18 protein-coding genes and 1 riboswitch are annotated in these 17,798 nt (G+C 70.2%); of the genes, 15 read left to right on the forward strand and 3 right to left on the reverse strand.

Annotation, left to right across the window (positions count from 1 at the left end; translation table 11 throughout):
• Positions 1-468: 468 nt before the first annotated feature.
• A riboswitch (FMN riboswitch) is annotated at positions 469-599 on the forward strand.
• Between the two features lie 329 nt (positions 600-928).
• The 4 genes from OG884_RS29620 (at position 929) to OG884_RS29635 (ending at position 4,003) form a co-directional block, all read left to right on the forward strand.
• A complete protein-coding gene (locus OG884_RS29620) occupies positions 929-1,546 on the forward strand; it encodes a riboflavin synthase (protein ID WP_326638289.1) in 618 nt (205 codons plus the stop codon).
• A gap of 106 nt (positions 1,547-1,652) precedes the next feature.
• Complete coding sequence (locus OG884_RS29625; protein ID WP_326638291.1) at positions 1,653-2,867, forward strand: bifunctional 3,4-dihydroxy-2-butanone-4-phosphate synthase/GTP cyclohydrolase II; 1,215 nt, start codon at positions 1,653-1,655, stop codon at positions 2,865-2,867.
• Between the two features lie 73 nt (positions 2,868-2,940).
• Positions 2,941-3,411 (forward strand): 6,7-dimethyl-8-ribityllumazine synthase, encoded by a 471-nt coding sequence (gene ribH, locus OG884_RS29630; RefSeq protein ID WP_326638292.1) that lies wholly within the window; start codon positions 2,941-2,943, stop codon positions 3,409-3,411.
• A 133-nt stretch (positions 3,412-3,544) separates the two neighbouring features.
• Positions 3,545-4,003: a PH domain-containing protein gene (locus OG884_RS29635; RefSeq protein ID WP_326638294.1), complete on the forward strand. Its 459-nt coding sequence runs from the start codon at positions 3,545-3,547 to the stop codon at positions 4,001-4,003.
• Positions 4,004-4,186: 183 nt separating this feature from the next.
• Here the strand turns inward: OG884_RS29635 and OG884_RS29640 are convergent, their stop codons facing one another.
• Together OG884_RS29640 and OG884_RS29645 are read right to left on the reverse strand one after the other, a co-directional pair.
• On the reverse strand, positions 4,187-4,855 hold the full coding sequence (locus OG884_RS29640; RefSeq protein ID WP_326638296.1) for a potassium channel family protein: 669 nt from the start codon (positions 4,853-4,855) through the stop codon (positions 4,187-4,189).
• Positions 4,848-6,188, reverse strand: coding sequence for a TrkH family potassium uptake protein (locus OG884_RS29645; RefSeq protein WP_326638297.1), 1,341 nt, complete (start codon positions 6,186-6,188; stop codon positions 4,848-4,850). Before OG884_RS29645 ends, OG884_RS29640 begins: the two co-directional genes overlap by 8 nt.
• Before the next feature lie 171 nt (positions 6,189-6,359).
• Here OG884_RS29645 and OG884_RS29650 point away from each other — a divergent pair, with 171 nt between their 5' ends.
• The 4 genes from OG884_RS29650 to OG884_RS29665 are packed head-to-tail and all read left to right on the forward strand — an operon-like array spanning position 6,360 to position 10,257.
• On the forward strand, positions 6,360-7,259 hold the full coding sequence (locus OG884_RS29650) for an AAA family ATPase (protein WP_442811553.1): 900 nt from the start codon (positions 6,360-6,362) through the stop codon (positions 7,257-7,259).
• Entirely contained in the window at positions 7,243-8,472 is a 1,230-nt protein-coding gene (locus OG884_RS29655) for a vWA domain-containing protein (protein WP_326638298.1), read from the forward strand. The genes OG884_RS29650 and OG884_RS29655 overlap by 17 nt, the downstream gene beginning before the upstream one ends.
• Positions 8,465-9,607, forward strand: coding sequence for an XdhC family protein (locus OG884_RS29660; protein WP_326638300.1), 1,143 nt, complete (start codon positions 8,465-8,467; stop codon positions 9,605-9,607). The genes OG884_RS29655 and OG884_RS29660 overlap by 8 nt, the downstream gene beginning before the upstream one ends.
• Complete coding sequence (locus tag OG884_RS29665; protein ID WP_326638302.1) at positions 9,604-10,257, forward strand: nucleotidyltransferase family protein; 654 nt, start codon at positions 9,604-9,606, stop codon at positions 10,255-10,257. The genes OG884_RS29660 and OG884_RS29665 overlap by 4 nt, the downstream gene beginning before the upstream one ends.
• A gap of 166 nt (positions 10,258-10,423) precedes the next feature.
• Here the strand turns inward: OG884_RS29665 and OG884_RS29670 are convergent, their stop codons facing one another.
• Positions 10,424-11,341, reverse strand: a complete 918-nt coding sequence (locus OG884_RS29670; protein WP_326638304.1) for an endonuclease/exonuclease/phosphatase family protein — start codon at positions 11,339-11,341, stop codon at positions 10,424-10,426.
• Positions 11,342-11,502: 161 nt separating this feature from the next.
• Here OG884_RS29670 and OG884_RS29675 point away from each other — a divergent pair, with 161 nt between their 5' ends.
• From OG884_RS29675 to OG884_RS29705, 7 genes are all read left to right on the forward strand, one after another.
• Positions 11,503-12,543 carry an LLM class F420-dependent oxidoreductase gene (locus OG884_RS29675; RefSeq protein WP_326638305.1) on the forward strand — a complete coding sequence of 347 codons (1,041 nt, stop codon included), beginning with the start codon at positions 11,503-11,505 and terminating at the stop codon, positions 12,541-12,543.
• A 240-nt stretch (positions 12,544-12,783) separates the two neighbouring features.
• Positions 12,784-13,851, forward strand: a complete 1,068-nt coding sequence (locus OG884_RS29680; protein WP_326638306.1) for a M24 family metallopeptidase — start codon at positions 12,784-12,786, stop codon at positions 13,849-13,851.
• 26 nt (positions 13,852-13,877) lie between these two features.
• Complete coding sequence (efp, locus tag OG884_RS29685; protein ID WP_326638308.1) at positions 13,878-14,438, forward strand: elongation factor P; 561 nt, start codon at positions 13,878-13,880, stop codon at positions 14,436-14,438.
• The gene (gene nusB, locus OG884_RS29690) at positions 14,438-14,848 is read left to right on the forward strand and encodes a transcription antitermination factor NusB (protein ID WP_326638310.1); all 411 of its coding nucleotides are present in this window, start codon (positions 14,438-14,440) and stop codon (positions 14,846-14,848) included. The genes efp and nusB overlap by 1 nt, the downstream gene beginning before the upstream one ends.
• A gap of 331 nt (positions 14,849-15,179) precedes the next feature.
• The gene (locus OG884_RS29695; RefSeq protein WP_326638311.1) at positions 15,180-15,938 is read left to right on the forward strand and encodes a class I SAM-dependent methyltransferase; all 759 of its coding nucleotides are present in this window, start codon (positions 15,180-15,182) and stop codon (positions 15,936-15,938) included.
• A gap of 55 nt (positions 15,939-15,993) precedes the next feature.
• Positions 15,994-17,214 carry a DNA polymerase IV gene (gene dinB / locus OG884_RS29700; RefSeq protein ID WP_326647032.1) on the forward strand — a complete coding sequence of 407 codons (1,221 nt, stop codon included), beginning with the start codon at positions 15,994-15,996 and terminating at the stop codon, positions 17,212-17,214.
• 147 nt (positions 17,215-17,361) lie between these two features.
• Positions 17,362-17,763, forward strand: coding sequence for a DUF3040 domain-containing protein (locus tag OG884_RS29705; RefSeq protein ID WP_326647033.1), 402 nt, complete (start codon positions 17,362-17,364; stop codon positions 17,761-17,763).
• Positions 17,764-17,798: the final 35 nt, after the last annotated feature.

The following is a 17,798-nucleotide window of genomic DNA, read 5'->3' on the forward strand; positions in this document are numbered from 1 at the left end:
AACAGTCAAGGTCAAATCAATGGCCTGGTCCTTACTCATTTTATTGTTGTGTAATTTCCACCGGTTTGTAGCTTCAATTCCGTTGACGCGGCGGGGGGGTGGAGTGAAAGAATCGGGGCACTTAAAAGCCGCTTTTCACGGATCTGTGACACTTTGATGACCTGGTCGTGACACCCCGGTCTGGATCCTGTTCCGCTTGTGTCACAGACTCGGGACATGCGCGTCCGGACCCCCTCTCGTAGCGTAATTAACCATTTACCGGGGAGGCGGCGTATGGATCACGGGTTGTTCGGACCGGATTCGGTGACTCGGCGACCTGGAAGGTGATCGCCGGGCGCGCCGCGTGGCTGGACCAAGTGCTCGCTCGGTCCATATGCTGGAGTGGTGTGTGGTGCGGTTTGCCGGACATGGCACACTGGTGTACGGGAAGCGGGCCGCCTGTGGCGCGCCTCCCGAAGCAAGACAGAGCAGCGTGCTCCGGGGTCGGTGAAATTCCGAGCCGGCGGTTACAGTCCGCGACCCGGTCGAAGCCATCGACCGGTTGACCTGGTGAAACTCCAGGACCGACGGTTAGAGTCCGGATGGGAGGAAGCGCGCGAGCGGAGAGTGCCCTCTGGCACCCTCCGCTGATCGGGTGTACGCACCCATCGAATTCCCCGGGGCCCGCCGTGGCAGACAGCTACTGGCGAGTAGGAGACCTCGGGTGACTGATCGGACGCGGACGCGCCCAGTGGCCGGGTGCGCCCCCCATGGGCACGGCACCGCCGGCCCCCACCATTCCCTGACCGGGCACGTCGGCTTATCCCGCTCTCCGAGCGCATGCCCCGTCAGCCCTCGCGCGGCTTTCCGCCCGCCGGCGACGTTCCGCCTCCGGTCCCGCGACACCTCGGCCGCCCGCCTTCGCGCGGTCCCCTGCAAGGAGCTGTGAATGTTCACCGGAATCGTCGAAGAACTGGGAGAGATCGCCGGGATCGAGCAGCTGAGGGACGCGGCCCGGCTGTCGATCCGCGGCAGGACGGTCACCTCGGACGCCGGGCACGGCGACTCGATCGCCGTCAACGGCGTCTGCCTGACCGTGGTGGACGTGGACGGTGAGGTGTTCACCGCCGACGTGATGAAGGAGACCCTCGACCGCAGCTCCCTCGGCACGCTGAGGCCCGGCTCCCCGGTCAACCTGGAGCGCGCGGTCCGCGCCGACCAGCGACTGGGCGGCCACATCGTGCAGGGTCACGTGGACGGGACGGGCGTCCTGCTGTCGCGGGAGCCCGGCGAGCACTGGGAGGTCGTCCGGATCTCCCTCCCGCCCGACCTCGACCGCTACGTGGTCGAGAAGGGGTCGATCACGGTCGACGGCATCAGCCTGACCGTCGTGAGCGTCGGCTCCGGCGGCTTCACCGTCAGCCTCATCCCCACCACCCTGAGCCTGACCACCCTCGGCGCCAAGCAACCTGGAGACCCGGTGAACCTGGAGGTCGACGTGATCGCCAAGCACGTCGAGAAGCTCGTCGGCGCGTACGCCCCGGCAGATCGGGAGGAGCGGCGGTGAACCTGGCGAAAGCGGGATTCGAGGCCCTCGTGCCCGTCCCGGTCGGATTCGTCAACTGGCTCAAGGAGCACAGGCCGCAGGCCGTGCTCGTCCCCGAGGAGGCCGTGTGATCAAGCTGGACCCGATCGAACGCGCGATCGCCGACACCCGCGAGGGCAAGGCGGTCGTGGTCGTCGACGACGAGAACCGCGAGAACGAGGGTGACATCATCTTCGCCGCGTCCAAGGCCACGCCGGAACTGCTGGCCTTCACCATCCGGCACAGCAGCGGCGTGGTCTGCGTGCCGATGCGCGGTGAGGACCTCGACCGGCTCGGCCTGCCGCTGATGGTGCACGACAACAGGGAGCGCCTGCGCACCGCGTACACGATCAGCGTGGACGCCAGGGACGGGGTGAGCACCGGAATCTCCGCCGCCGACCGGGCCCGCACGATCCGCCTCCTGGCCGACTCCGCGACCGACCCGTCCGAGCTGGTACGGCCCGGTCACGTCTTCCCGCTCCGCTACCGGGAGGGCGGTGTCCTGGTCAGGCGCGGCCACACCGAGGCTGCCGTGGACCTGGCCAGGCTCGCCGGGCTGAGCGAGTCGGGGGTGCTCGCCGAGGTCGTCAACGACGACGGGACCATGATGCGCCTGCCCGAGCTGCGCGTCTTCTGTGACGAGCACGACCTGGCGCTCGTCTCGATCGAGCAGCTGGTGGAGTTCCGGCGCAGGACCGAGCGGATGGTGACCAGGGTCGCCGAGACGCGGCTGCCGAACAGGTTCGGCGTGTGGCGCGCCTACGGCTTCGCGAGCTCGGTGGACGGCGGCGAGCACCTGGCCCTGGTCTTCGGTGACATCGAGGACGGCGAGAACGTCATGGTCCGGGCGCATTCCGAGTGCCTGACCGGTGACGTGCTCGGGTCGCTGCGGTGCGACTGCGGGGTGCAGTTGGAACACGCGATGTCCCGGATCGCCGCCGAGGGCCGAGGCGTGATCGTCTACCTGCGCGGGCACGAGGGGCGTGGCATCGGGCTGCTGGCCAAGCTGCGGGCGTACAGCCTCCAGGACGCCGGTAGTGACACGGTCGACGCCAATCTGGAGCTCGGGCTGCCGGTGGACGCGCGGGAGTTCTCCAACGCCGGGCAGATCCTCGCGGACCTGGGGGTGAAGTCGATCCGGCTGCTGACCAACAACCCGGCCAAGCTGCGCGGCATGGACGGCTACGGCATCAAGGTGATCGGCCGCGAGCCCATGCCCGTGGTGATGAACCCGTACAACGAGAAGTACCTGTCGGCCAAGCGCGACCGCCTTGGTCACGACATTCCGCAGGAGAGCGAATGAGTGAGCGTGGCGAGAGAGCCGGTGGATACGGGGTGTTCGCGAATGCGAACCGCGAGCGGAGCGAGCTGATCAGATGAGCGGCATGGGACGACCGGTGGCGTCGGCAGTGGACGCGCGAGGGCTGACCGTCGGCATCGTGGCCGCCAGGTGGCATGAGAAGATCACCGATCAGCTCGTGGCGCGAGCCGTGCGGGCAGGCGAGGACAGCGGCGCGGCGGTGACCGTGGTCCGGGTGGCGGGATCGCTGGAGATCCCGGTCGTGGTGCAGGCCCTGGCCGGGCGCTGTGACGCGGTCGTCGCCCTCGGAGCCGTGATCCGCGGTGAGACCGCCCACTTCGACTACGTCTGCGACTCCGTCACCTCGGGCCTGACCCGGATCTCCCTCGACGAGCGGGTCCCGATCGGCAACGGTGTGCTGACCTGCGAATCCATCGACCAGGCCGTCGACCGGTCGGGTCTGCCCGGCAGTCACGAGGACAAGGGCTATGAGGCCACCGTCGCCGCGCTGGAGACGGCGCTGCTGCTGCGGGAACTCCGCTCCTAGAGCATCGCCGGACTCACCCCCGCCGCGCCGCGTGATCGGTGCGGCGGGGGTGTGCGATAGGTTTCCATCGGCACCGTGACCAGCTGTCGCAGCCGTTTTGACCGGTGGTTTCCCGAAGGATCGTGATCTGAAAGTGAGCCCGGAGAGCGTCTCCCCGCCCCCGTTGCCCGTCGTCTGGCGCCCCAAGAACGGGCGGATCGTGGCATACGGCTTCGCGGGCGTGATCGCGCTCGGCGCGCTCCTGATGGCGATCTTCCTGCCGCCGCCGTTCACGCTGGCCGACAGGATCGGGATGCTCGTGCTGGGCGCCTTGGTCGTCGGGGCACTCCACCTGCTGGGGCGGTGCCGCGTGGAGGCCGACGAGCGAGGGATCACCGTCGTCAACCCGCTGCGGGTACGCCGCTACGAGTGGGCCGAGGTGCTCGGGGTCACCCTGACCGACCACGAGCCCTGGGCGAAGATCGACTTCGCCGACGGAATCACGGTCGGTGCCATGGGCCTGCAGGGGTCGGAGAAGAAGCGCACGGCGCGCCAGGTCCGCGAGCTCGCCGCCCTCATCAGGGAGCGCGGGGAGGCTGACGAGGCCCGCTGAACCGCCGGCGGTCCTGTCGCCTGGACGCCGTCGTCACCGCCTGGACGCCGTCGTCACCGCCTGGACATCGCCGTCACCGCCTTGGACGCCGCCGGATCCGGCGAGACCCGCCGGGCCACCGTGCCCGGGTCCTTCTGGCCGAGGTTCTTCGTGCCCGGGTCCTTCCGCCGAGGCGCTCCGTGCTCAGGTCTCCTCGGCGAACCGCTCGGTCTTGTCGGTGTCGCCCGCGACGAGCAGGATGTCGCCGCTCTGGACCACCGTCTCCGAGGTGGCGTAGGTGAACCCGCCGCCGGGCTTCTTGATACCGACCACGGTGACCCCGTACTCGCCGCGAATGCCCAGCTGTCCCAGGCTCTTGCCGTCCGCCCACTCGGGCGCCATGGTCTTGATCAGGGCGTAGCCCTCGTCGACCTCCAGATAGTCGAGCATCCGCCCGATGACCAGGTGCGCGACCCGCTCGCCCATGTCGTGTTCCGGCTGTACCACGCGGTGCGCGCCGACCCGCTGCAGGATCCGGCTGTGCTGCAGGCTGATCGACTTGGCCCAGATGTCCGGCACCCCCAGGTCGGTCAGGACCGAGGTGGTCAGGATGCTCGCCTCGATGTCGGTGCCGATGCCGACCACGGCCCGGCCGAACTCCCCGATGCCGAGCTGCCGGAGGGTGTCCGGGTCAGTGGAGTCCGCGCACACCACGTGGGTGAGCCTGCCGGAGAAGTGCTGAACGTTCTTGGGGTCGTTGTCCACCCCGAGCACCTCGACGTCGCGGCTCACCAGTTCCGCCGCGAGAGCGCCGCCGAACCGCCCGAGACCGATGACCACGACCGCTTCGCCGCGGCTCTTCTTGTCAACCAACGAGGGGACGCTCCTCTGGATATCGGAACCGACGGGTCTGGACGTGCAGTGCCAGCGCGGCGCCCAGGGTCACCGGGCCGAGCCGCCCGACGAACATCAGGACGGTCAGGATCAGGTGCCCCGCGGTGCCGACGTCGGCGGTGATCCCCGTCGACAGCCCGACCGTGCCGAAGGCGGAGATCACCTCGAACAGTACGCGGTCGAGCTTGAAGGGGGTCACCGTCATCATCGCGAACGTTCCCACCGCGACCGACGCCACGCTCAGCAGCGCGATCGTCAGGGCCTGGCGCTGGAGCTGCTCGGGGACGCGGCGGCGGCCCGCCGAGACGTCGGGCTCGCCGCGCAGCTCGGCGAGGATCACGAAGCCCAGAAGTGCGAACGTCGTCACCTTGATGCCGCCCGCGGTGCCCGCGCTGCCCGCACCGATGAACATCAGCACGTCGCTGATCAGCCAGGAGTTCTCGCTCATCTGGGAGGTGTCCACGGAGTTCAGGCCGCCGCTGCGGGTCATCGTGCTGTGGAAGAACCCGGCCATGATCCGTAGTCCCGGAGAGAGGCCCCCTATCGTGCCGGGGTTGTTCCATTCGATGACGGTGACGGCCAGCGTCCCGCCGAGCAGCAGCACCGCGGTCATCCACAGCGTGATCTTGGTGTGCAGCGTCCAGCGCGACGGGCGACGCCAGTTCTCCCGCAGGACGGCGTAGACCGGGAAGCCGAGACCTCCGGCGATCACCGCCAGCGCGAGCGGGAGGCAGATCCACGGGTCGGTGACGAACCCCATGACGCTGTCCGACCAGAGGGCGAACCCGGCATTGGTAAATGCTGAGATTGCATGAAAAATCCCGTAATAGATGGCGAGGCCGACAGGATCCCCGTACCCGATCACGAAGCGGGCGGCGAGCGCCGCGGCGGTCAGCACCTCGGCTACCAGCGTGATCTTGGCGACTCCCACGATCAGTCGTCGCACGTCGCCGGCCCCGAGGGTCTTGGTCTCGGCCTGGGTGTTGAGGCGGGCGCGCAGGCCGAGCTTGCCGGAGACGATCAGGGCCAGGATCGAGGAGAGCGTCATGATCCCGAAGCCGCCGATCTGCATCAGCACCATGAGCACGATCTCGCCGAAGAGCGACCAGTGCGCCGCGGTGTCGTGCATGGCCAGCCCGGTCACGCACACCGCGGAGGTGGCGGTGAACAGGGCCGATGTCCACGAGGCGTGCTGGCCCCCCTCGACCGCCACCGGCAGCGACAGCAGCACCGTACCGGTGAGGACCACGGCCAGGAACGCCACCACGACGACTCTGGACGGGGTGTTGATCTGGTCGAGGAGGTTCTTCACAGGGGGTGAGGATACTTCTTCGAGGGGCGGCGATAGGCCTGTCGGCCCTCGATACCCGACGCCGTCTCGCCGGATCGGTTCATGACGCCGTCTCCCGGTGCCGCGGATGCGGCGCGGGAACGCGGGAACGCGGGAACGCGAGAACGTGGCCACCGGGCGTAACCTGAGGTGGTGGCGGTCAGGCGGACAATCGAGGCATCTGATGTGCGGTCACCCGCGCAGCTGGCGGAGCTGCTCGACGAGCAGTCGTATCTGGCCGACACCGGGCTCGCCACGGCTGCCTTTCTCGCGCTGCGGATGGGGCGCCCGTTGCTCCTCGAAGGCGAGGCCGGCGTCGGCAAGACCGAGCTGGCCAGGACCCTGGCCACGCTGCTCGGGGCGCCGCTGATCCGCCTGCAGTGCTACGAGGGGCTGGATGCCTCCCAGGCGCTCTACGACTGGGACTTCGCCCGCCAGCTGCTGCACCTGAAGGCGGCGGAGGCCGGTGGGATCACCGACGCCGCCCGGCTGGAGGGGGAGGTCTACGACCGGAGGTTCCTGATCGCCAGGCCGCTGCTGAAGGCGGTCGAGACCCAGCCCTCGGTACTGCTCATCGACGAGGTCGACCGCGCCGACGTGGAGTTCGAGGCGATCCTGCTGGAGGTGCTCTCGGACTTCGCGATCTCCATCCCCGAGCTCGGCACGGTCCGCGCCGCGAGGCCGCCGGTGGTCGTACTGACCTCCAACCGCACCCGCGAGGTACACGACGCCCTGAAACGGCGCTGCCTCTACCACTGGCTGGAACACCCCTCCTTCGAGCGGGAGGTGGCGATCCTGCGCAGGCGGCTCCCCGGCTGTTCCGCGATCCTGGCCGAGCAGGTCGCCCACGCGACGGGACGGCTCCGCGAGGTCGATCTGATCAAGTCGCCGGGGATCGCCGAGACCCTCGACTGGACCGAGGCCCTGCTGGCCCTGGGGGCTCGCGAGCTCGACCCCGATCTGGCGGCCGCCACGCTGGGCGCCCTGCTCAAGCACAGGGAGGACCACGCGGCGGTGCTCGGGAACGGATTCTTCGGTGCGGCCCGGCGCTGACGGCCCCGGTTTCCCCGCCGGTGCGATCGGTCCCGCGGTGGGCCTGAACGGTGCCCCGGCGGATCGGGGCCCCGGTCGGCCGCCCGCCAGGAGCGACGGCGCCTTCCCCGTCGCGGGGATCGGCGAGGATCTGGTCGCGGTCATGACCGGTTTCGCCAGGACCCTGCGGGCCGCGGGGGTGCCCGCCGACCACGAGCGGACCCAGGGCCTGCTCCGCGCCCTGTCCCACCTGGACGCGATGGAACCCGCCGGCGTCTACTGGGCGGGCAGGCTCACGCTGTGCGCCTCCGCCGATGACCTGCCCCGTTATGACCGGGTCTTCGCGGCCTACTTCGCAGGGCGGCGCGCGGTCCGCGCGAGATCGACGGCGATCACCGTCACCCGGAACGTCGCGACATCGCCGCAGACCGGTCCCGATCCAAAGGAGGGCGACGAGAGCCCCGCTCTCGCGGCGACCGCGAGCGCGACGGAGGTGCTGCGCACCCGGAACGTGGCCAGGATGACGGGGCCGGAACTGGCCGAGGTGCACCGGCTGCTCGCCCTGCTGCGGGTGGGCCGGGAGCGGCGTCGGTCGCGACGTTTCAAACCCTCGCGCCGAGGGCGACTGGACGGCGGGGCGACGATCCGCGAGACCCTGCGCAGGGGCGGCGAGATCGCCGGGCTCCGCTACCGCGCGCACCGGACCAGGCCCCGCAGGGTGGTGCTGCTGGTCGACGTCAGCGGCTCGATGACCCCGTACGCGGACTCGCTGCTCCGCCTCGCCCATGCGCTGGTCAGGTCGGAACCCCGGGCCACCGAGGTGTTCAGCGCGGGTACCCGGCTGACCCGGATCACCGCCGAGCTGCGCCACCGTGATCCGGCCGCCGCCATGAACGCCGTCTCCCACGCCATTCCCGACTGGAGCGGCGGCACCCGGCTGGGTGAGGAGCTCCGGCGGCTCCTGGCGCTGAACGACGCGGCCGGCGCGACAGTGGTGATCGCCTCCGACGGGTGGGAGCGCGGCGACGTCTCGCTGCTGGGAGCGGAGATGGCCAGACTGTCGCGGACGGCACACCGGGTGATCTGGGTGAACCCGCACAAGGGGCAGGAGGGCTACCAGCCGCTCACCGCCGGTATGCGTGCGGCCCTTCCGCACATCGACGACTTCGTGGCCGGGCACAGCCTGGCCGCCTTCGAAGAGCTGGCAATGCTGCTGGGAGGCACACGTGCGTGATGTTCTGTCGCAGGTCCTGCGCTGGTGGGAGACAGGAGAGACGTTCGGCCTGGCCACCGTGGTCGACACCTTCCGCAGCGCCCCCCGGCCGCCGGGGGCGTCCATGGCGGTGCTCGGTAACGAGGCGGAGGGCAGCGTCTCGGGCGGCTGCGTCGAGGGAGCCGTCTACGAGCTGGCCCAGGAGGTGGTCTCCTCCGGCACACCCGTCCTGCAGCGGTACGGCGTGAGCGACGACGACGCCTTCTCCGTCGGCCTGACCTGCGGCGGCATCCTGGACGTGTTCGTCGAACCGGTCTCCAGAGAGACCTTCCCCGAGCTGGGCTCGGTCGCCGCCTCGGTGCTCGGGCACGAGCCGGTGGCGGTGGCGACGGTTCTGTCCGGGCCGGGCACGGTGGGTACCCGCCGGGTGATCTGGCCGGACCGTTCCTCGGGCTCGCTGGGGGGGAGCCGGCTGAACGAGGCGGTGGACGACGACGTACGGGGCATGCTGGCGCAGGGGCTGACGGGCGTCCGCAGGTACGGGGCCCGGGGGGAGCGGCGGCTCGACGAGCTGTCGGTCTTCGTCCAGTCCTTTGCGCCGCCGCCCCGGATGCTGGTCTTCGGCGCGATCGACTTCGCCGCCGCGGTCGCCAGGATCGGCAAGTTCCTCGGCTACCACGTGGTCGTGTGCGACGCCCGGCCGGTCTTCACCACGGCCAAGCGCTTCCCCGAGGCCGACGAGGTGATCGTCAAGTGGCCGCACGACTACCTCACCTCGACCACCGTGGACGAGCGGACCGCGATCTGCGTGCTCACCCACGACCCCAAGTTCGACGTCCCCCTGCTGGAGGTGGCCCTGCGCACCCCGGCGGGCTATGTCGGCGCCATGGGATCGCGCCGCACGCACGAGGACCGGCTGGCCCGGCTCGCGCAGGCGGGGCTGGGGGAGGCCGAGCTGAAACGGCTCCGCTCGCCGATCGGCCTGGACCTGGGGGCGCGTACGCCCGAGGAGACCGCGGTCTCCATCGCCGCCGAGCTGATCCAGCTGCGCTGGGGCGGCTCGGGCCGGCCATTGACCGGCGGCTCCGGCCGGATCCACGGCGATGGCCCGGTTCACGGTGCCGGCCCGGTTCACGGTGATGGACCCGGCGCATGAGTACGGCCGGAGAGGTGCCGGGGGAAACCACCGAGGAGGGATCCGCGGGAACGGCGAGCGCGGGGCTGCTGCTGGCCGCCGGGTCCGGCTCGCGGCTCGGCACGCCGAAGGCACTGGTGGAGTTCGGCGGGGAGCGGCTGGTGGACCGGGGGGTCAGGGTGCTCCGGGACGGCGGCTGCCGGCCCGTGGTCGTGGTGCTCGGGGCGGCCGCCGTCCGGGTGCCGGGGGCAGTGACCGTCCGCAACCCGGAGTGGAGTTCGGGGATGGGCTCCTCGCTCAGGGCCGGTCTGGGCGCGATCCCCGTCACCGCCGAGCATGTGGTGATCACCCTGGTGGACCAGCCGTTCGTCGGCCCGGCGGCGGTGGAGCGGCTCATCCAGGCCGCGCGGCAGGGCGCCTCGGTCGCCGTCGCCACCTACGGCGGGGCGCGGCGGAACCCGGTGCTGATCGCCAGGGAGCACTTCGAGGAGGTCTTCCGGCTCGCGACCGGCGACGCCGGAGCCCGCCCGTTCCTGAAGGCCCATCCCGAGCTGGTCGTCGCGGTCCGCTGCGACGATGTGGCGGACCCCGCCGACATCGACACCCCGGCGGACCTGCTGGCGTTACAGGCCCGTTCCGACCTCGCCGCCCGAGCCGCCCGACCCCGCTGACCCCGGCAGGTCCGCCGGGGTCACCTGCCGGCGCCACCTGCCCGTTCCGGCCTCATTGGTCTCATCGGCCTTACCGGCCAAGACCCCGATCCCGCTGAGTCCCGAACAGGCGGACCTGTCGGTGCTACGGGGCCGTTCCTGTCTCGCCGCCCGAGCCCGCTGGGTGTTATTTATCTGGTTCGTCTGATCTCTGTGGGCTCAGGCGCAGCGAGGCGACGGCGGCGCGGTGGTCGCTGCCCGCGGCCCGCTCGACGCCCGCGCCGGTGGCGGTCAGGCCGCGGTAGAGGATGTGGTCGGGGCGGGTGACGGGGAAGGACGCGGGCCAGGTGAAGCCGAACCCCGTACCGGCCTCCTGCTGGGCGTCCGACAGCGGCGGCACCAGGCCGGAGCGCTTGCGGTCGGTGGTGGCGGTGTTGAGGTCGCCGAGCAGGAGCAGACGCGCGCTGTCGTCCCTGTCGATCATCTTGCGGGCGTGGGCGAGGGTCTCGTCACGCTGCGCGGTATGGCCCGGCCGGGCGGAGGCGAGGTGCATGACGTAAACGGTCAGCCTCCCCTTGGGGGTCACGACCACGGCCCGAAGCGCCCGCGCCCAGTCGAGGCCGATGTCGGCCTTGCGGGCCTCGGCGATCGGGAATCGGCTCCACAGGCCGACCGTGGCGATCCGGTAGCGGTGGGGGAAGCGGTCGTCGAGGACCTTCGCCGCCGGGCCTCCGGGGGTCAGCTCCTGCACCGCGACCAGGTCACGGCCCTTGGAGACCGACCGTACGGCCTCGGCCGAGTCGGCGTTCGCCGCGCCCACGTTGAGCGTGGCGACCGACAGGTCGCTGGGGCCGCCGGGCGGGCTGCGCAGCAGCGCCGGGCCGAACATGAGGCCCCAGACGGTCGCCGGGAGCAGTGCCGCGAAGATCACCTGCCACGAGCGGGTGGCCAGCGCGCAGACCAGCAGGACGGGTACGGCGACGCCGAGCCAGGGAAGGAGGCTCTCCAGCACGGGGGTGAATCCGCCCAGCTCCGGTAGGAGCCGGTGCCCTCCGAGGGTCAGGGCCAGCACTCCCGCCACCACGACGATCGATCGCCTCAGCACACCCCTCCTCGTCCCCCTCGAAGATCCCCTACCCCGGAATGCGTAGGTTACCGGCCCGGCGGTGCGGGGCTTGGTGCTTCGGCGGTGAGTCGATAGCCTTTGTTACCGAGGCAACGGAACAACATTCGGTTTCGTCGGCGCTGCGGAAGGACGATCTCACGATGCGTATCGGTATGGCCCTGAGCTACTCGGGGGGCTTCAAGGAGACGGTGGCCGAACTGGCCGACTACGAAAAGGCCGGTCTCGACATCGTCTTCGTCGCCGAGGCCTACAGCTTCGACGCGGTCAGCCAGATGGGCTACATCGCGGCCAAGACCGAGAGGCTGCAGATCGCCTCCGGCATCCTGCCGATCTACTCCCGGACCCCGGCCCTGCTGGCCATGACCGCGGCGGGTCTGGACTACGTCTCCGACGGCCGCTTCACCCTCGGCCTGGGCGCCTCGGGGCCGCAGGTCATCGAGGGCTTCCACGGTGTCCCGTACAACGCCCCGCTCGGACGCACCCGCGAGGTCATCGAGATCTGCCGTCAGGTGTGGCGGCGTGAGCGCCTGAACTACGAGGGCAGGCACTACACCGTGCCGCTCCCCGCGGGCCAGGGGACCGGCCTCGGCAAGCCGCTGAAGCTCATCAACCACCCGCTCCGCGACCGCATCCCCGTCGTGATCGCCGCCATCGGCCCCAAGAACGTCGAGCTGGCCGCCGAGCTGGCCGAGGGCTGGGAGCCGATCTTCTACATGCCGGAGAAGGCCGCCGACGTCTGGGGCGCCTCCCTGGCGGCGGGCCGGGCCAAGCGGGACCCGGCCCTGGGCGAGCTGGACGTGATCGCCCAGGCATCGCTGGCCATCGGCGACGACGTCTCGGACTGGCTGGAGCTGGGCCGCCCGATGGCCGCCCTCTACATCGGCGGCATGGGCGCCAAGGGCAAGAACTTCTACAACGACCTCGCCCGCCGCTACGGCTACGAGAAGGAGGCCGAGCAGATCCAGAATCTCTACCTCGACGGCAAGAAGGACGAGGCCGCCGCGCTCGTCCCACAGGAGCTGCTGGAGAAGATGTCCCTGATCGGCTCCGAGGGGCACGTCCGCGAGCGCCTCCAGGCGATGCGGGAGTCGGGCGTCACGACGATCAACGTCGCCCCGCTCGGCCGTACGCACGAGGAGCGCGTCCGGCTCATCGAGAAGGTCAGGGGCCTCGCGTCCTGACCTTTCACGACCGCGCCGGTGGCGTAAGGCGGGCGGGCGAACCCGACCTGGTCCACCCTGGTGAATCCGGTGGTGTCGTCGGCCGCGGCGGGACTCCCGGCTGACACGAGTGCGAAGAGGGCTACGGCGGCGAGAATGCGTCGCATCGGCGCTCCTGGTAGGGGGGAAAGTTAGGAAAGCTTCCTAACGTTCCTTGGGAACGTAACGACACCGGCGTAAAGGGTCAATAGCATGCGGGACATGAGCCTCACCCATGCCCTGCGCCGTGAGCGTCTGACCACCCTGCTCGCCGCTCACGAGGCGGACGCGATCCTGGTCACCCACGGCGTCAACGTGCGCTACCTGACCGGCCTGGACAGTTCCAACGCGGCCGTGCTCGTCCGGGCCGACACCGCTGCCACGCTGGCCACCGACTCGCGCTACTTCGAGACCGCCCGGAGGGTCTGCTCGGGCATCGAGGTGATCGAGGAACGCGACGTCGCCGGAGCCCTGGCCACGCTGGCCGGCCGGGTCGCCGTCGAGGCCGACCACATGCCCGTCGCCGACTACTTCCGGCTGGGCGGGGACCTGCCGCGCCTGTCCGGGCTGGTGGAGTCGGTGCGCCAGATCAAGGACGAGGCCGAGATCGATCTCATCCGCACCGCGTGCGAGCTCACGGACCGGGCCTTCGCCGAGGTCCTGCCCGAACTGCGTCCGGGGCTGACCGAGAAGGAGGTCGCCAGGGCGCTGGAGCGCCGGATGGTCGAGTCGGGCGCGGACGGACTCGCCTTCGAGTCGATCGTCGCGAGCGGGCCCAACGGCGCGATCCCGCACCACTCGCCCTCGGACCGGCCGCTGGAGCGTGGAGACCTGGTCACCATGGACTTCGGGGCGCTGTACCGGGGCTACCACGCCGACATGACCAGAACCGTGGCGATCGGCGAGCCCGCCGGTTGGCAGCGCGAGCTGTACGACCTGGTCCGAGCCTCCCAGCGGGCCGGCCGCCGGGCCGTGCGGATCGGCGCGGCATTCCACGAGGTGGACGCCGCAGCCCGCGACCTGATCGCCGAGGCGGGATACGGGGAGTTCTTCAAGCACGGTCTCGGTCACGGAGTCGGGCTGGAGATCCACGAGTTGCCGTTCCTGTCTCCGCGAAAGCCAGAGCCTGACCACGAGCACGCTAGAATAGAGGACCGAGTTCCGGTCACGGTTGAACCCGGGGTATATCTTCCCGGCAAGGGTGGTGTCCGCATCGAGGACACGCTCGTGGCGCGTGATGGCGGGCCGGAACTTCTCACCCGGACGACCAAAGAGCTGCTCGTCCTCTAAGAGCGGCCGTACGCAGGAGAGAACTAGTGGCGACGACGAACGACCTCAAGAACGGCCTGGTGCTCAAGCTCGACGGCGGTGAGCTCTGGGCTGTCGTGGAGTTCCAGCACGTCAAGCCGGGCAAGGGCGGCGCGTTCGTCCGCACCAAGCTCAAGAACGTGCTATCGGGCAAGGTCGTCGACAAGACCTTCAACGCGGGTGTCAAGGTCGAGGTGGCCAACGTCGACAAGCGCGAGATGCAGTTCTCGTACATGGACGGCGACGACTACGTCTTCATGGACACCGAGACCTACGACATGCTCCACGTCACCAGGGCCGCGGTCGGCGACTCCGCCAACTACCTGCTGGAGAACATGCTGGCCACCGTGGCGATCAACGAGGGCAACGTCCTCTACGTCGACCTGCCCGCGGCCGTCGAGCTGATCGTCGCGGAGACCGAGCCCGGCCTTCAGGGCGACCGCTCCACCGGCGGCACCAAGCCCGCCAAGCTGGAGACCGGCGCCGAGATCAAGGTGCCGCTGTTCATCACCACCGGCGAGAAGGTCAAGGTCGACACCCGCACCGGCGATTATCTCGGCCGCGCCTGATGTCGGCACGTGGTAAGGCGCGCAGGCGCGCGCTGGACATCCTCTTCGAGGCGGAGGCCCGGAACGAGGACCCGCTCAGCGTTCTCGCCGAGCGTCTGGAGCGGGCCGAGCCGCCCGTCAACGAATACACCTCGACGATCGTCGAAGGCGTGTGCCGGCACCGGTCGCGCATCGACGAGCTGATCACCACCTACGCCGACGGCTGGACGCTCGACCGCATGCCCGCGGTCGACCGCAACCTCCTGCGTGGCGGCACCTACGAGCTGCTGTGGATGCCCGACGTCCCCGAGGGCGTCGTCATCAGCGAATGGGTCAGCCTGGCCTCGGAGCTGTCGACCGACGAGTCGCCGCAGTTCGTCAACGGTCTGATGGCCCGGTTCAAGCAGCTCAAGCCGTCCCTGACGCTCTAGCCGCGCCCCGCGGGGAGTCGTCCCTCGTCTCCCCGCCCCGGAGCGTACTCCCGCGCGCGCTCTCCTCGCGTACCTGTGCGGGACCCTGTGCGGGACCGCCTCATTGCGAGTACGGGCCCCTACCCGCGGCCCGGAAGACGGCTCGGAAGACGGCCCGGAAGGACGCCACCCCTCTCCGCGGATCCGACCGTCCTCCTCGGGACGCGCCGGCCGGATCCCCCCGCGTCGGGAAAAAGACTCGATCAAGCAGGAGTATGGATAGTCCTTGGGGCGTGCCTGGGGGGCGCGCGGCGTAGGCTGGGCTCGTCACGTATGAGGAGGCGATCTGAAGTTGCACGCCGTAGGCATCTCACGGCACGCAGGCACCCCGGCGGTCCGCACCGCGGTCGTATGGGACGTCCTGAGCGCCGTGCTGGTCGAACGGGTGGCCGCGACGGGCCGTGATCGGCTCGACATCGTCGACGCCGGGGGTGGCACGGGTGGTTTCGCCGTTCCCCTGGCCGAGAAGGGCCACGCCGTGACGGTCGTCGACCCCAGCCCCGACTCGCTCGCCGCGCTGGAGCGCCGCGCGGCCGAGGCGGGGGTGGAGGTGCGCGCCCTGCAGGGCGACGCCGCGGACCTGGGGGATCTGCTCCCGGGCGGCGGCACCGACCTGGTGCTCTGCCACAGCGTGCTGGAGTACGTGGAGGACCCGATCGGCGCGGTGAGGGCCATGGCCGGCCTGCTGCGCGAGGGCGGCGTGATCAGCGTGCTCGCCGCGAACCCGCTCGCCGCCGCGCTGCACCGTGCCTTCGCCGGCCGCTTCGACGAGGCCCGCCAGGTCCTGGACGACCCCGAGGGCCGTTGGGGCGACCGCGACCCCACACCCAGGCGCTTCACCCGCGAGGCACTGGAGCGGCTTCTCGTCACGACGGGCTTCGCGCCCGGCGAGGTTCACGGCGTGCGGATCTTCGCCGACCTGGTGCCCAGCAGGCTGCTCGACGGCGAACCCGGAGCCGCGCGCGCCCTGGTCACCCTGGAGCAGGCGGCGGCGGCGCACCCGGTGCTCCGCGACATCGCGACCCAGCTGCACGTGCTTGGCCACCGGTGAGCACCACATCGAACGCGTGTTCTCGTAGAATGGCGTCGTGTCGAGAAAGCAGCAGATGCCGCGCCCGGAGTCGGATCTGGGGACGGACGACACCGGCTGCCCGATCCTCCATGTCGACATGGACGCCTTCTACGCCGGTGTCGAACTGCGCGAGCGCCCTGAGCTCCGGGGCACCCCCGTCATCATCGGCGCGCCCGGCGCGCGCGGGGTGGTGCTCAGCGCCACCTACGAGGCCCGGAGATTCGGGGTGCACTCGGCCATGCCCATGACCCGGGCCCGACGGCTCTGCCCCCACGCCGTGATCATCCCGCCGAGCCGCGGCAAGTACGCGGAGGTCTCCCGGCGTGTCATGGAGATCTTCCAAACCTTCACCCCCGAGGTCGAGCCGATAGCCTCCGACGAGGCGTTCCTCGATGTCGGCGGGGCACGCAAACGTCTCGGCCCCCCGGCGGCGATCGCCCGGATGATCCGCGAACAGGTCGTGCGCGAGCAGGGTGTCACCTGTTCCGTCGGAGTCGCAGGCAGCAAGTTCGTGGCAAAGCTCGCCTCGCGCCACTGCAAGCCGGACGGGCTGTTCGTGGTTCCCGCCGACAGGGTGGTCGACTTCCTGCACCCGCTCCCCGTGGCGGCGCTGTGGGGCGTCGGGGAGCACACCGAGCGGTCACTGGCCCGGCTCGGTATCAAGACGGTCGGCGATCTCGCCGGGGTCCCGGTGGACACGCTCCGGCGCGAGCTGGGCCAGGCGGCGGGCACGCACCTCGCGGCGCTGGCCTGGGGGCGTGACGAGCGCCCCGTGACCCCGCACGTTCCCGACAAGAGCATCGGCGCGGAAGAGACATTCGCCACAGACATCGCCGACCCCGTGGAGATCCGCAGGGAGCTGCTCCGGCTCTCCGAGCGGGTCGCGGCCAGGCTCAGGCAGGGAGGCAGCGTCGGCCGCACGGTCAGCGTCAAGCTCCGCCGCGCCGACTTCACCACTCTGTCCCGCTCCCGGAGCCTGCGCGAGCCCACAGACGTCGCCAAGATCCTGTACGACGTCGCCTGCGCCCTCTACACCGACTCCGGTCTGGAGAACGTCCAGCTGAGGCTGGTCGGAGTGCGGGTGGAGAACCTCAGCCCGGCCGACGGGGCGAGCAGGCAGCTCGGCCTCGGAGAGCGTGAGACGGGCTGGCGGGAGGCCGAGCAGGCGATGGACAGGGCCGCCCGCAGATTCGGTCACAATGCGGTGCTCCCGGCCTCCCTTGTTCGCCCGCCGTTTGATGGAATAGATCCATGACGCGGCCTCCGGTTTGGACTACGTTGGACGTTTTCTTTCGTCTACGTCTACAGCCTCGTATTCTGGGGATAACCGACCGCGAGGTTCGGACACCCCGTGTCGTCCGTCACCGTCTTCCCCGTCCTGGGGCTGTCCTTGGGAGGCGCCGTGCCGCTCTCTGAGCACGAGCAGCGCTTGCTCGACCAGATCGAGCAGGCACTCTACGCCGAGGACCCGAAGTGGGCCAATACCGTCAGGATCAGTGATCCCCGCAGCCACTACAGGCGTCGCCTGGTGAAGGCCTCCATCGGCTTCATCCTGGGCGTCGTTCTGCTGATGGTCGGCGTTGTGATCATCAACATCCCGCTCGGCGTCGGCGGTTTCGTGGTCATGCTCGCCGCGTGTCTGTGGGGTCTGTCCAGCTGGAAGAGGATGAACGGGTTCGGTGAGGCCGGCGCGGCCGTGCCGTCCGATCAGCCGCGAGGCAGGGGGGGACGCCGCGGCGGCTCCCGCCAGAGCTTCATGGAACGCATGGAGGAGCGCTGGCGCCGTCGTACCGACGAGCACTAGGTTCCCCCTGACGACGAGGGCCGCTCCCGAGTGGA

This window comes from Streptosporangium sp. NBC_01755 (genome assembly GCF_035917995.1).
In the GTDB taxonomy this organism is placed as follows: Bacteria; Actinomycetota; Actinomycetes; order Streptosporangiales; family Streptosporangiaceae; genus Streptosporangium.